This is a genomic window from Dysgonomonas hofstadii, from assembly GCF_014196915.1.
GTDB lineage: Bacteria > Bacteroidota > Bacteroidia > Bacteroidales > Dysgonomonadaceae > Dysgonomonas > Dysgonomonas hofstadii.
Genome location: NZ_JACIEP010000022.1, coordinates 20,107 through 33,247, shown reverse-complemented (window position 1 = coordinate 33,247; position 13,141 = coordinate 20,107). Strand labels below are relative to the sequence as shown.

Below are 13,141 nucleotides of genomic sequence, written 5' to 3'. Positions count from 1 at the left end.
CCGTCTAAATCTCCACATCGTACACATACCAGTTATTGCGCTCTATTTTTGCTGGCAGTTGCAATTTGTAGGTCTCGTCCCCAAATTCGGGTGGCGGCAGGAATCCCCCGTCAAAATAAGGCAAACTAAGATCTATGCTTGTTCCTGCATTATCCCGTTCGTTGAGGTAAGTTATCAGGGTTAGGTTTGTTACTTTCCCATTGCCATCAAGGGTATAGGATGTTATAGCATCGTTCCAGTTTATCCAAGCGAGTGAGCTGACCAGATTATCGGTTTTCAATATCTGTTTCAGTACATAGGTGTTCTTATCGAAATCGATAAGCCTGTATTTATATTGTGTAGTGCCTTCCCCAGACAGTGGTTTTCCCTGATGCTTTGCTGTCAAACTTATGTTGAGCTGTACTTTTGCAATAGCCCGAATCAGGGGAATACTGCTAAGCTGGTAATTCGAATTAAAATTGTGTGTCTTATTGCCCGACATCAAGATAGGAGTCGTTAGTGTCGTAGACCAAGGCGTGCTGTTTGACTGTAAAACCGATTGTAACCCTGTTACGGTAGAGACTCCATCAAGTGATGTTTTTATTCCGGTACAGTTGGCTACAACATATACATCTCTGCTACCAGCTTCTGCCTGTGTAAGGTTGAGTAATACTTTGTTATCTGTATTGTTCCATGAACCGCCGGAAAAACTAGCCGATGGTATGTAATAAGATTTAAATGTCTGTGCCCCTGATGTAGGAAATAAAAACACATACAGGTTATCAATTGTCTGTTCAGTGGCAGAGCCATTGTCAGTAGCTGCTTTCAGACTCCCTTTAACGAAACTGTTTATTTGAAAAGAGAGTATTATTTTTTCATTATCCGTACTGCCTGCCACAGGGTTGTCATCACCTGAACAACCGGTGAACAGCAGACTTAAGAAGCCTATTATGTATATATATATTTTCATATTCTTTTATTTACTGAATGTCTTCACCAGAATCCCATTGTAATATACTTCCAGATAATTCCCGGATTGAGGAATATTTGTCAGTGTATAATCCTCTTTGTCAGTAGGGCTTGTCTTTATAAATTCTTTAGTCAATGCAGCGTCTGAGAAAGTACATCCGTTTATAGCTTTCAGCGTAACATGATGCGGATCACAAACTTCTATCGTATTACTGATCATTACATTCCCGTCATTGTCAACGTTCACATTATACCCGTAACCCATGTAAGTTGCACTTTTTTTAACTGTCCATGGATCGATGGTATAAATGATTTCTATCGTTTGCAATTTTTTGATAACATAGTAGTAATGCCTGTTTCTGTAGATGTTATAGTCGGGCTTATCCGTATTTTGACCGGTGGCAAAGGCCAGATAATCCGTGTCGGTGATGGTGCGGTCGTCTGTAATGACAGGTATGTCGTAGAATTTTCCGTCAAGGGTTTCAATCCTGAAGTAGTTGACCGGTTTATGATCTGATACTGACCAGACAGGATTTGTATTCATCATCATGGCTTCCGGCATATAGTACAGATATGAATTACCCACTTTTTTTAACAGCTTATCTTCATAATACCCTATAGTTGCAGGATACATATCAGGTATGAGCCCGAACTGACGATATGCATTTTTATAATAAATGTTCTTGACACCGGAACCTATAGATGCCCCCTCTATTACGACTTCGAGTTTGGCGACAGCACGGATTAACTTCACCCGGTTTTCTTCTGTCCCGTTCACAACAGGTCGGAAAGGCTTCGGCTGGTAGATGTTTCCGCCTTCACTTACTGTTTGGTTCAGATATGTTCTGGACATCGGAAAGCCCTTACTTTCTGCGGCTGAAAGATACAGGTCTGTTTCCATATCGCGGAAAGCAGACATGTAACTGTCCATCAATGACTTTGTGGCTATCATCTTCAATGCTGCCATCGGCATATTGGCCACAAAATAAAAATCACGTTGTCCTGTGGTCAACTTTAAGGTAAAGGTTTTTTCCTTATCTGTAAAGGGTATTGCTTCATCGAAATATTCAGAGATCTTTTCTCCGGTCGATGAATCGAAGACCAGCAAGGCCAGATCGTGTACGCGATCTTCATAATCTGCTGCATCTTCATTGATTGTTTCCGTATCGGCTGCCTGCACCCTGGTTACAGATAAGTATACCTCCTGTCCTTTGGTTGTCTTGTCTGTTTCATCCTGATTTTCATAGATAAAAGAGTCACAAGCCACAAGCAGAACCGGCAGACAGAGTAAGAGTATATATCGTATTTTTAATATCATAATCGTTTGGATTATTCAAGCCCGGCAGGCTTAAATTTATAAATCAGTGCTATAGCTATGAACAAGCCAGTTGTTCACATAAATGGCGCAACTGAAGTGAGTCCAGCACTCGGCACAATAATCCTTGATCAGGAATTTGATTGTAAAGTCATTTTCACAGTCGAGGTTTACACCCTTGTCTACAGCCCTTAACAGGATGCTGGCAATCAGGTCACCGTCAAAGACGGTTTCTTCCTTATCGTTTCCTGTATAGGTAATATTCAGTTTGTTGCTGTAGCCGGTAGTAAGGTCCAGCATGGCATAATTCCATTCACCTGTATTTCCTTCCAGTTTGGTCTCTATCGACGGATAGGTCAGTACCGGAGTATTCATAGGCATCGTACCGTTTATACGTACCGTACCATTGGCTGAAGAAACATCCACATTGAGTTTTGTAGGATCATATTCTTTCATGGTTACCTTATCAAACTCAATAATAATTTTGATCCTGTTGGTTAGCTCTTTTAAATTTATAGCAGTATGTTTATATAACGAGCCGTATTCTTCCGGATTGGGTAAAAAAACGACTGGGCTTTCACCATGCCATATATGTTCTGTAGAAGTAAGAGTGGTCGCTATATTATTTGTTGAGTTAATAGTCATCATCACATCCTCTTTTGTGGTTACCCCGGGAGAAAATGTGTTCTTGTTGAATTTATCATTTATCCCTGCCCATGCTATAAAGGAATAGTTCCCATTGGAGACTGGTACAAGCACTTCAAAGTCACGGCTCAGGTTTACGTTTTGCTGTTGTATTGTAGTTGAAAGTTTGCCTTCCTGGTCGAATGCAAATACGGTAAGTGAGGACACGTTCCCGATAAACAGGGAATCGTCCGCACATGGGGTCTTGGAGTAGAATTTTACATAAACACCCTGAGGGCAATCTTTCAGGTCATCGTAGATAAGGGAATCGCAACCCCAGAAAAGAGCCCCTGTCGCGAACAATACCATTATTATCCAGATTCGTAAATTCTTCATCCCTTGTACTTTTTATTAATTTAATGTTTGATTTGAATAATCGGTAGGGAAATACGGCTCCCTACCGAAGTTATTGTTTTTTATTTTTGAGGATTAAATCCCCGGAGATACAGAATACGAGTGAAGCGTCCAAGGAAGAACTTTCACATCCACGCTCATCCACGTTTCAGGAGTAGTTAACGGATCAGTCGGTTTAATCGGATTCTCCGGTTCTTCGTATCCCGGCACACTTGGTTTCGGATCCGGATTTAGAGGTAGGTTCGTTCCCGGATTAGAAGGGTCTTCAGAACCTTTAGGATTATTCGGATCTTCAGGAAATAACGGGTTCCAGTTTGTTCCCAGATTTCTGAATCCTGTAATGTGGATATGGTATACGTTATTTCTTATAACCGGAGAATTATACCATGCCGGAACTTCATCTGGATTTACCCATGCATAATACAGAACTTTACCTTTTACGTATCTGGCGACTTTTTGATTTGCGGCACCGCCTTTAGCTGTATTCTGTGCATTTTCCGCGGTAGTATAAAACTTACCGTTTTCACCCACGAAGAAGTCGTTATTTGGAGTATACGTTTCACCGTCTGCAAATGCTGCAGCCGCAGGTGTGAATTTAGCACGGATAAGCACATAGGCTGTATTCCCTTTTTTATAGCTGGAAGTAGCACCTGCAGCATAAGCGTGTGTGTTTGGCAGGATAAATTTACCTGACAGTTCGGCATTCAACTCTGCAGTTACTTGTCCGTAAGGATCGGTTGCATAGTCAGTCATTGTTTTAACGGCAGTTCCTCCGAACTGGTTAGCAGAGTCATAGTTTTCAAACAAACCCGAATAATCGTATCTAGAAGAGCTACCTGTAATATCGGTTCCCCAAAAGTCAGCATCTGAAACGGGAACCCATGAATAGCTAGGTGTAACCCAATCTGCTTTGCGTTGGATAAACAATGAACTTTCACCTTGTGCCAGTACCCAGTTGATATCGGATATTACACCCAGGGGTGAACCTCCCGCTGAAGGCACGGTGTAGCTCAAAGCCTGAGTCGAAACCATAACCCGGGCGACAGCTCTTTCCACTTCCAGGCTAACACGGTTTTTAGGTGAGGTTGTAGCCAACGTTTCGGTATCTGTTACATTGGCTTCCACATTTATTGTTTTAGGCTCAACATTGGTCATGACGATTGTTTCATCTGTCGTCCCATTTTTGACTGCTAGTTTATCCGCAGAAGTATTGGTAAATGTTTGGGCACCCGAGTTAGCCAGATACAACGCCGCCTGGGTGTAAGCATTTTCAAACTCAGCCACCGGCGTTTTAGCCAACGCATTTACTACTTCTGTTGTTCCGTTTACCAGAACATATACTTTCTTGGCTCCGGCTGTAGTCTTAATTGCAGCATTTTGTGTTTTAGGAACCAGTGTTATGTCACTACCGTTTATGATTTTTTCATAATCTTTCCCTGAGCCACTGGCACCGACTTCAAGTGATTTTGAGGTAACCGATGATCCGTCTATGAGATAAACAGCTACAGTTTTTATATCGTCTTTTCCAGCCCATTCCCCGATATTGTTGTAATCTTCAGGCAGAGCTTTTGTTGCCCTCAACCCTGAATTCTGGGACATCTTCAAGGTAACACTCACATTCGTGTTACCTTCTTTTTCTCCGCCCGATGATATATCATCGTCATTGCTACATGCTGTCAATCCCAAACTTAATGCGATTGCAGCAGTTAAAAATAATTTGGTTACTTTCATTTTTTTATCGATTAAAAATTAAAAATCTATTTTTGTTTGTTTTGTGAATAATGCGGTTTATCAGTATTGTATATTATTTTTATTTGAGGATTCTATTAATAATTTCCAGATTGGCACTTGCATCTTTATCTCCGTTATCTGCTGATTTATTGAAATACCCTAAAGCTTTTTCCATATCACCTTTTAATATATAAGCCACACCAAGATTATTCCACACAGTCGGTTTCTCTTCTATTCTTTTTAGCCGTTCAATGGCTGTGTCATAATTTTTGCTTTCAATATCTGCGGCTGCGGAATTAATAATAGCAATTTCGCTCTCAGGGTATAATCTGACTGCGATATCAAAGACGTCACGAAACTCTTTGCTGTTCGATGGGTAACTTTCTGCCACCAGGTACATTTCGTTTAGGCTGAGAAGTTTTGGATTTTTCTTTATCACTTCTCTGGCTTCTTCCACATTAAAGGCACGTACCACGTAGGCTACTGTATATTCTGTACGTCTCAATAGAGGATAATAATTATTAAGCAGTGTTTTGTAGGTATCTCCGTTTGAAAGTTTCAACAGTTCAATATCCCGCACATCGGGATTCTGAACCTTGTCAATTATATTCAGAATATTTTGTTTGTCTGCCAGGAATGAAACAGAAATGGCTTTACGCAGACCTTCCCAGTCTTCTCCTTTGCCTTCAACCGTAAATTTGTCGTGCGAGACACCAAATTTGGAGACCAGGTAATGAGCAAAGGAATTAGCCCTGTTTTGCGCCAGTATGCGGTTATGTTCAAAGCTGCCTTCGGGAGAGGCATATCCGGCAATGGTGAATTCGGTTATTTCAAGATCTTGGTTATCTCTTATATCCCCAATAACCCTGTCTACTTCATCAAATTGAACTCTATTATTCCTGTAATCCCTTAACAGTTCATAGCGATCAACATGATAGTTGAAAGTCGCCGTGTGACGGTCACTGCGTGCTTTCACAGGTTCCACTTCCGGGATGATAAATGTCAATTTGTAAGATGCCGGATCTCGCTTTGGCAAAATATTTTGAACGATTAATTGCCTGTCTGACTCATCATAACAGTTAGCGCATCCGGATACAGCTTTTTGAACTGTAAGCGAGGCATTATCCATCCATTGTCTATAAGCCACGGATGTATTATAATTTACTGACTGGGATGTGTTGTTTTTACGTTTTAAGATGGTCTGTGGTTCTGTTTCAAAAGGGAGTTGATCACCGTTTCCCAGAATCTGTTTACGGTTAATAATTTTATTACGCAGAGTTCCGGTTATAACTACTGGTGCAAGTGATAATATCTCTCCATTAGGTTCATTTGATTTAAGAACAGGAGTTAAAATAACCATTTCATTTCGTTTAACGATCATCCCATCCAAATCAAAAATCATCGAAATAGATATATGATTACTTTCCTTACTGATATGCTCGGAAGAAACCTTAAAATCTCCTGATTGTATCATCTGGGAACGAAGAGGTATTATAAAGCCTAAGAAGATTACGATCAGTATTGCTTTCATTATATTATTGTTCATTGTGTCCTATTTTATTATGTAAATAAATGAGAGTTCAGCTTTTGTCACACCCCAATAATTATAATTACCTTCATCCTGCTTAGTTCCGCAATCTTTGCATGGGTATTCATTATAATGAATGCGGGCATATCCCGCTCCGATATTGAACTCGAAGTTCCAACGATTACTCAACACCCATTGATAGCCATAACTAAGGCCTCCACCATAGAGATAACCTTCATAGCGTTTATCTTTAAAGACATCCAGTCTACCGATAGGAATATCCCACCCTCCTACATTAAATTGTGCACCATGTGCGTGCACTCCAAGAAAATGTCCGTTAAAGGTTTCACAGAACCACCAACGATATTCCGGTTGGACGAGCCAATGCTTGAACCTCTTATTATCTGAGAATTCAAAAGGATTGAAACCTCCGCTGATTTCAAGTGTACTCTTTTTGCCCAAAGCAAACTCCATCCCCAAATTAGGTGTTGTAGTAGCCCAATAAGCCAGATTAGTCTTTATTGCAACCTCTTGGCTCCGAGCTTGCTGGTTACAAAAAATAAAGATTAAAATGACGACGTAGACCTTGTTTAATTGATTGCTGAAATTCATCTTTAAGTTCAATTGTTAAAGTGTTTTACAGCAAGAAGTCTCTTTCTTTGTGGGAAAGAGTTTTCCAACTGTGTCTTAAATATTTGCAGCAAAGATAATTATATTTTTTTAAGATTCAATAATTATTGTCGATATTTATTAAATATCAATTATTTCTATATTGGATTGTAGTATATGAAACTATATTTTGATCATAGCTTACATTTTTCCACACTCAATTTTGCCTGACAATAAGGTAATAAAATAATATAACACATTCTTAGACAAATTTATAAGTTTTATATTCTCTGAATGTAAAACTTCACTATAAACAGAATACACAATTAAGATTAAGAAGTCTCTTTCCCACAAAGAAAGAGTCTTATGGGACTACCGAAGTGCAAAAGTCTTTTTGATATTTTCCTTTTCTTTTCTTATCCAATCGAACAAAACGATTCAACATATCATTTACTTCCCGATCTACTTTTGTCGTTGAAATAGACGATAAATATATTTGTGTTGTTCTTATTGATGTATGCCCCATGCATTGGCTAATAATCTCAACCGATTTTCCGGCTTCCAGCATTAATGTGGCCCAACTATGCCGCATAACATAAGTAGTTAATTTACCCGGGAGATGAAGCATTTGACCAATAATTAAAGCATGCCGATTGATTCGTCTTAATGCCGATTTCTCACATAATACAGTTTTATTATTTTTTTCTCTAAGAAAAGGAAAGATATACAAATTATTGTTTTTTTTATATCGTAACATAATTTCTTGTGCCTCTTTTGGAACAGTCAAACGAATAGACTGTCCGGTTTTACTTCGGCGGTATTCAATTTGCCAGAAATCGTTAATCATATCCCAGCTGAGGTTATATATGTCATGAAAGACCATCCCCCGGCAATATAGACTCACTAATAATATATCTAAGGATTCTCTTTGACTATCGGTTAGAGATGAACCTAATTCCGGATTTAGCAGTTTCGACAACATTTTTACGGAAAGTGCTCTTTTAGGCGTTAATCCTTTCTTCACATACAATCCAATAAATGGATTTATAATATTAAGATCGGCATATTCTTTGGTCTTAATTGTAGCGTTAAATAAGGAGCGGAGTCCTCTAAAATAGAAATCTACAGTTTGGGGTTTATCCGGATGTCTTTCATGTAGCCATTCAATATATGATTCAACCCACCCTTTGTTTAGCTCATCTAGAGAAAAAGATTCGCTTTGTTTCCCAAGATACAGATTTAATTTATTAATAAAGCTCACATAGTTCGCAACCGTGTGATATCGACCACTCAGCTTTTTCATTTCGAGGGTTTTCCGAAAAGCTATTAACACCGAATTCTTATTTAAAAGAATTTTCTTTTTTTTCATATAAATAATATTTTACAATTTTAGACATACAAAGATTAGCAATTATCGTATTCTCTAAAACAAACATTTAACTCAAATTATATCGTAGGATATATATAAGTAATGCCTTATTGAATCAAAAAGAAAGTGATAATATATTTGTAGTGATCTCAGAATAGATAAATATCCTTACTTATCATAAGATTAGGTCATATATGAAAGAAGCATCTTTAACTTATAGAAAAAATAATGAGGTAACTATTGATAATTACTAATTAGGATTTATGGGATAGAATAAAATAACTAAGGATAGACATTTGTTTATAAATGGCAGACAGTCATATTCTAAATATACATTCAAATTATAATTTTCAAAGCTATATAGGAGACACTCCGAAGTAATTAAAGAGGAATACGGAATCTTAAAATAAACAAAATAAACAAACATTGTTGCTTCGTCTTTGTTTTACTTTCTATTTGTACAAGTTTTCGAGTTGATGTATAAAAGTATTATCACATATTTGGCTCTATTGCCATTGGCAATCCTCATAAGCCTTTCTTGCCCACTTAAACAGGAAGTTAGATTATTATTGGACATTCCGGTGAATACATCTGCTCAAACTGACAATTACAAATCTTCCAAAGTATGCCTAGCTGTATTAACTAAGGATAAAGAATCGCAAAAAAGAAAACAATATTTTAATATTAAAGTTCAATTTTTACGAAAAGATTCAGATAGTCCCTCTTCTGATTCAAACACTTCAGTCATTTCCCACATTGGCTATTTCAACCTTAGTAGATACAAAGAGGTTCCTATTTTTCTCCTCTTTCGAAAGTTAATTATTTAAATCCCGAAAATATGTTTTAAAATTACCAATAAAATGAAATTTATTTTATTGGGTTTCTCATTTATTCGAGTATTTAACAATTAAACAACTTTCTTATGCAAAAGAATCATAAAGAATTATCTCAACTATATAGTCTTTCAGGGACTTTCACGCTAGCACTACGATTGGTTGTCGGGTGGACTTACTTCTCTGCTTTTTGGCGACGATTGATTCTTGAAAACAAGTTAAATCCCGACGTTTCGGGATATATCGGAGAAAAATTTAACCACTTCCTGCCAAATGCTCTAGGAATAAAACCTATGATAGAATATCTAGTATCTAATCCCGATACTCTTTGGTGGGCGATGGTTATCTTTACTATTATAGAAGCAATTGTCGGACTGTTCATTATGCTCGGGCTAATGACCCGGCTAATGAGCGTTGGAGTATTGGCTTTAGCAACAGGTATTTTACTTGGCTCGGGTTGGTTGGGAACAACATGTCTGGATGAGTGGCAAATCGGAATATTGGGTATATCCACAGGATTTGCACTGTTTTTCACTGGTGGAGGGAAATATTCAATTGATAATTGTTTACTCAAAAAGATGCCGGAGTCTAGACTAAAGTTGTTTTCTTGGATTGGATCTGGGTCCCTTCCTTTAAATATGAAAACAATACAACGAATAGCAATTTCGGGAACAATCGTTATATTCTTTATGACCTTGTTCACAAACCAATATTTTCATAATGGAGTATGGGGGAATCTTCACAACAAGTCGGTTAAACCCATTGTAGAGATATCAGATGCTAGCTTGACAAACAAGGGATTATCCTTTACGATATTCAGGGTAGAAGGAGCAGATGTATACGGTTCTTTCCTGATTGGCATTGAACTGAAGGATAAAGAGGGTAATATTGTTATTAATAAAAGTGGATCAGAATTATCGATGTTTCCCGAGACGAACATCAGCAATTATTACGTTGCAAAAGTTACTCCGGGAAAACACAGTTTGGTAATACCTTTAGGTAGCAAAGCCGTATTGACTATAGATGATGAGCGTCTTCATGCCTTAGAAAAGGGTGAATACAAACTGACCCTTACTGATATTAGCGGAATAACATGGTCTCAACTAATTATTTACTGATAAAAAGTGTTAGTCTGCTTATCGGCAGACTAACACTTTCTTTGCATCCTTGTATCAGTGATGTTCACACTGATGGCCTTCCTCATGATGATTACACCCCTCTCCCGAATCAGTCACTTTACCGTCTAAGAAGTCATTGATTAGCCCTGTTACATTTCCGGAACATCCACGATATACTTTTATCCCATGTTTTGTTAGGATATTTAATGCGCCTGTTCCCATATTACCGGCAAGCATAATTGTTACATCCTTGTCTTGTAGGACCGAGGCGATATTACTTTTGCAGCCACATCCCTGAGGAGAAGCTAACGTCTCGGTACTTTCTATATTTTTATTCTCTCCGATGGTAAATATAGAATAGGATTCACAATGTCCGAAATGATTATCAACAGCATTCGCTCTTGTTGGTATTGCAATTTTCATAACTTTTGATTTTTTAATTGATTGATAATTTCACTTACTATTTTTGTTCTCTGTGGAATGATTATCTGGATGTTTTTTTCTCTTAATAAAACAGTCGTTATAGTACCAAAACGACCTGATAGGACAGTATCAACATTTAGTTCAAGTAAGAAATTTATAGTTTTTATTCCCGCATTCTGTTTTCCCGCCCCTGCTATATTCTCGATAAATATCACCTCTTCTGTATCCGCATTATACAAACAGAAGCATTGGCTTCGTCCAAAGTTTTCCGAAACCGGCTGATCCAAATCGTCTTTTTTATCTGTTGAAATCGCAATAATCATTTACTCAAATTTATTTAATGTAATCTCTTTACTCTTGCAAAGGGGACAGCTCTTTCCACCTATATTTTTTAGAGTAAATATAATTTCGCATTTATCACACGTGTACCATTCTGCAATCAAGCTATCTCCTCCCTCATAAGTAATCGGTAAGCCTTCAATGAATGCCCGTGCAATTTTAGATCGAACACTTTCATAAATACGGGTAAATGTAGGGCGTGAGATATTCATTAATTCTGCCGCTTCTGCTTGAGTCAAATGTTCATAGTCACATAACTTGAGAGCCTCGTATTCTTCAATATTTATCATGACTTTACTACGTTTTTCGTTAAGTACTCCGAATGGCTTGAATCCTCCAAAACAAGGAGCCATCTGGACTAGTCTCTTTTTCTTTATTCGAGCCATAAATATTATTTGATTGCGGTTTTAAAACATTCAAAGATAATATTATTATGAACATATGTTCGTAATAATGCAATAAATAATATTTTACTATATTTTCCTGTGGAAATTTGTTTCTTTGGAAAATATTATTTTCCTTTGCTGTATATTTCCAATGGAAAATAAAATAAACGATAATAAAGAACATGATAAAAATGAAAAGAGCGATAATTATTACATTAAGTGTGATTTGGCTTGGCTTCTCTATCCAGGCGCAAAATTCACCATACATCACCGTTGATAAAGCTGTAGAAATAGCAGTGAAAAATAACAGTAATGTGAAAATGTCCGATTTAGATGGCAAAGTAGCGAATGCAAATTATCATCAAACAGATGCCGTATTCCTTCCTCAAATTACGGTAGGGTATACTGCTTTAAGTACCAATAATCCATTGAATGCATTTGGCTTTTTGCTACAACAAGAATCTGTTACAGCTATGGATTTCGATCCTGCCAAGCTAAACAATCCGGGAGCCAGCCAAAATTACAGTACGCAGGTAGAGGCTAAGCTACCATTGCTGAATATGGACATGATTTATGCACGGAAAGGGGCAAAAGCTAACGAAGAAGTCTATAGACATAAGGTCGAACGAACTAAAGAATATATTGAGTTTGAAGTGCGAAAAGCATATACTCAATTACAAATGTCGTATCAGGCTCGAAACATTCTTCAAAAATCATTAGATGATGTGAAACAAATACATCAATCAGTTTCCAATTTTTATAATCAAGGATTAGTTCAAAAATCGGATGTGTTGAATGCTCAGGTACAGGTGAATACGATTGAGGCAGCCCTGGCAAAAGCTGAAAGTAATATACATAATGCTTCCGACGGGCTACGGCTTTTGATGGGACAGGATGCTAACGATGAAGTGTATACAACAGATTCCTTGTCCCAACAGATGAGCCTGTATCAAGCCGCTGAACTTTCATCTTTTCGTTCCGATATAATGGCGTTAAACAAGGCTGTGAATGCAACTGATATGATGGTAAAATCGTCACAAATGGCATTCCTGCCACGTATCAATGCTTTCGGTTCGTATGGACTGAATGATTCTAAAGCCTTCAAATTCCGTAATGATTCTTATTTGGTAGGTATAAATCTAAGCTGGACAATATTTTCCGGCAATCAGAATCGGAGTAAGATGAAGTCTGCACAATTTCAACGTGATAAAATGCAAGAAGAGCTCAATCTGCACATCAAAAAAGAAGAACTGGAGCTAAATAAAACTAAGCGAGATCTGACCGATTTGCAAATAGAGATAAACAAGCAAAATACAAGTGTAGGGCAAGCCGACGAAGCCTTACGTATTCTAACCAATCGCCATCATGAAGGTTTAGCCAGCACCACTGACCTGTTGATGGCTCAAGCGCAACTTTCGCAACAGAAACTCCTGCTATCACAGTCCATCATGTCATATAATATCACAGAGGCATACCTCAATTTTTTATCAAAGACGAAATAATA

At 37.8% G+C, this 13,141-nt stretch carries 12 protein-coding genes; 2 read left to right on the top strand and 10 right to left on the bottom strand.

Going from position 1 to position 13,141, the window contains the following annotated elements; genetic code table 11:
• Positions 1 to 4 precede the first annotated feature (4 nt).
• From GGR21_RS19350 to GGR21_RS19320, 7 genes are all read right to left on the bottom strand, one after another.
• A complete protein-coding gene (locus GGR21_RS19350) occupies positions 5 to 949 on the bottom strand; it encodes a fimbrial protein (RefSeq protein ID WP_183308903.1) in 945 nt (314 codons plus the stop codon).
• Between the two features lie 6 nt (positions 950 to 955).
• Positions 956 to 2,266 (bottom strand): fimbrial protein, encoded by a 1,311-nt coding sequence (locus GGR21_RS19345; protein ID WP_183308902.1) that lies wholly within the window; start codon positions 2,264 to 2,266, stop codon positions 956 to 958.
• Positions 2,267 to 2,302: 36 nt separating this feature from the next.
• The gene (locus tag GGR21_RS19340) at positions 2,303 to 3,283 is read right to left on the bottom strand and encodes a FimB/Mfa2 family fimbrial subunit (protein ID WP_026625775.1); all 981 of its coding nucleotides are present in this window, start codon (positions 3,281 to 3,283) and stop codon (positions 2,303 to 2,305) included.
• 93 nt (positions 3,284 to 3,376) lie between these two features.
• Positions 3,377 to 5,032 carry an Mfa1 family fimbria major subunit gene (locus GGR21_RS19335; RefSeq protein ID WP_026625776.1) on the bottom strand — a complete coding sequence of 552 codons (1,656 nt, stop codon included), beginning with the start codon at positions 5,030 to 5,032 and terminating at the stop codon, positions 3,377 to 3,379.
• Between the two features lie 79 nt (positions 5,033 to 5,111).
• Complete coding sequence (locus GGR21_RS19330) at positions 5,112 to 6,578, bottom strand: OmpA family protein (RefSeq protein ID WP_183308901.1); 1,467 nt, start codon at positions 6,576 to 6,578, stop codon at positions 5,112 to 5,114.
• Between the two features lie 6 nt (positions 6,579 to 6,584).
• Positions 6,585 to 7,172: a DUF3575 domain-containing protein gene (locus GGR21_RS19325; protein WP_026625778.1), complete on the bottom strand. Its 588-nt coding sequence runs from the start codon at positions 7,170 to 7,172 to the stop codon at positions 6,585 to 6,587.
• Between the two features lie 361 nt (positions 7,173 to 7,533).
• Positions 7,534 to 8,538, bottom strand: a complete 1,005-nt coding sequence (locus tag GGR21_RS19320) for a tyrosine-type recombinase/integrase (protein ID WP_026625779.1) — start codon at positions 8,536 to 8,538, stop codon at positions 7,534 to 7,536.
• A 922-nt stretch (positions 8,539 to 9,460) separates the two neighbouring features.
• Between GGR21_RS19320 and GGR21_RS19315 the strand changes: the two genes are divergently transcribed.
• Positions 9,461 to 10,489: a TQO small subunit DoxD gene (locus GGR21_RS19315; RefSeq protein ID WP_026625781.1), complete on the top strand. Its 1,029-nt coding sequence runs from the start codon at positions 9,461 to 9,463 to the stop codon at positions 10,487 to 10,489.
• Positions 10,490 to 10,543: 54 nt separating this feature from the next.
• Here the strand turns inward: GGR21_RS19315 and GGR21_RS19310 are convergent, their stop codons facing one another.
• Genes GGR21_RS19310 through GGR21_RS19300 form a run of 3 tightly spaced genes read right to left on the bottom strand, consistent with a single transcriptional unit; the run spans position 10,544 to position 11,637 of the window.
• Positions 10,544 to 10,912, bottom strand: coding sequence for a NifB/NifX family molybdenum-iron cluster-binding protein (locus tag GGR21_RS19310; protein ID WP_026625782.1), 369 nt, complete (start codon positions 10,910 to 10,912; stop codon positions 10,544 to 10,546).
• A complete protein-coding gene (locus tag GGR21_RS19305; RefSeq protein ID WP_026625783.1) occupies positions 10,909 to 11,235 on the bottom strand; it encodes a NifB/NifX family molybdenum-iron cluster-binding protein in 327 nt (108 codons plus the stop codon). The genes GGR21_RS19310 and GGR21_RS19305 overlap by 4 nt, the downstream gene beginning before the upstream one ends.
• On the bottom strand, positions 11,236 to 11,637 hold the full coding sequence (locus GGR21_RS19300; protein WP_026625784.1) for a DUF134 domain-containing protein: 402 nt from the start codon (positions 11,635 to 11,637) through the stop codon (positions 11,236 to 11,238).
• A gap of 191 nt (positions 11,638 to 11,828) precedes the next feature.
• Between GGR21_RS19300 and GGR21_RS19295 the strand changes: the two genes are divergently transcribed.
• Positions 11,829 to 13,139 carry a TolC family protein gene (locus GGR21_RS19295; protein WP_026625785.1) on the top strand — a complete coding sequence of 437 codons (1,311 nt, stop codon included), beginning with the start codon at positions 11,829 to 11,831 and terminating at the stop codon, positions 13,137 to 13,139.
• Positions 13,140 to 13,141: the final 2 nt, after the last annotated feature.

Coding starts and splice junctions, on each gene's coding strand:
- GGR21_RS19350 (WP_183308903.1), bottom strand. CDS start 949: ATGAAAATATATATATACATAATAGGCTTCTTAAGTCTGCTGTTCACC.
- GGR21_RS19345 (WP_183308902.1), bottom strand. CDS start 2,266: ATGATATTAAAAATACGATATATACTCTTACTCTGTCTGCCGGTTCTG.
- GGR21_RS19340 (WP_026625775.1), bottom strand. CDS start 3,283: ATGAAGAATTTACGAATCTGGATAATAATGGTATTGTTCGCGACAGGG.
- GGR21_RS19335 (WP_026625776.1), bottom strand. CDS start 5,032: ATGAAAGTAACCAAATTATTTTTAACTGCTGCAATCGCATTAAGTTTG.
- GGR21_RS19330 (WP_183308901.1), bottom strand. CDS start 6,578: ATGAACAATAATATAATGAAAGCAATACTGATCGTAATCTTCTTAGGC.
- GGR21_RS19325 (WP_026625778.1), bottom strand. CDS start 7,172: ATGAATTTCAGCAATCAATTAAACAAGGTCTACGTCGTCATTTTAATC.
- GGR21_RS19320 (WP_026625779.1), bottom strand. CDS start 8,538: ATGAAAAAAAAGAAAATTCTTTTAAATAAGAATTCGGTGTTAATAGCT.
- GGR21_RS19315 (WP_026625781.1), top strand. CDS start 9,461: ATGCAAAAGAATCATAAAGAATTATCTCAACTATATAGTCTTTCAGGG.
- GGR21_RS19310 (WP_026625782.1), bottom strand. CDS start 10,912: ATGAAAATTGCAATACCAACAAGAGCGAATGCTGTTGATAATCATTTC.
- GGR21_RS19305 (WP_026625783.1), bottom strand. CDS start 11,235: ATGATTATTGCGATTTCAACAGATAAAAAAGACGATTTGGATCAGCCG.
- GGR21_RS19300 (WP_026625784.1), bottom strand. CDS start 11,637: ATGGCTCGAATAAAGAAAAAGAGACTAGTCCAGATGGCTCCTTGTTTT.
- GGR21_RS19295 (WP_026625785.1), top strand. CDS start 11,829: ATGAAAAGAGCGATAATTATTACATTAAGTGTGATTTGGCTTGGCTTC.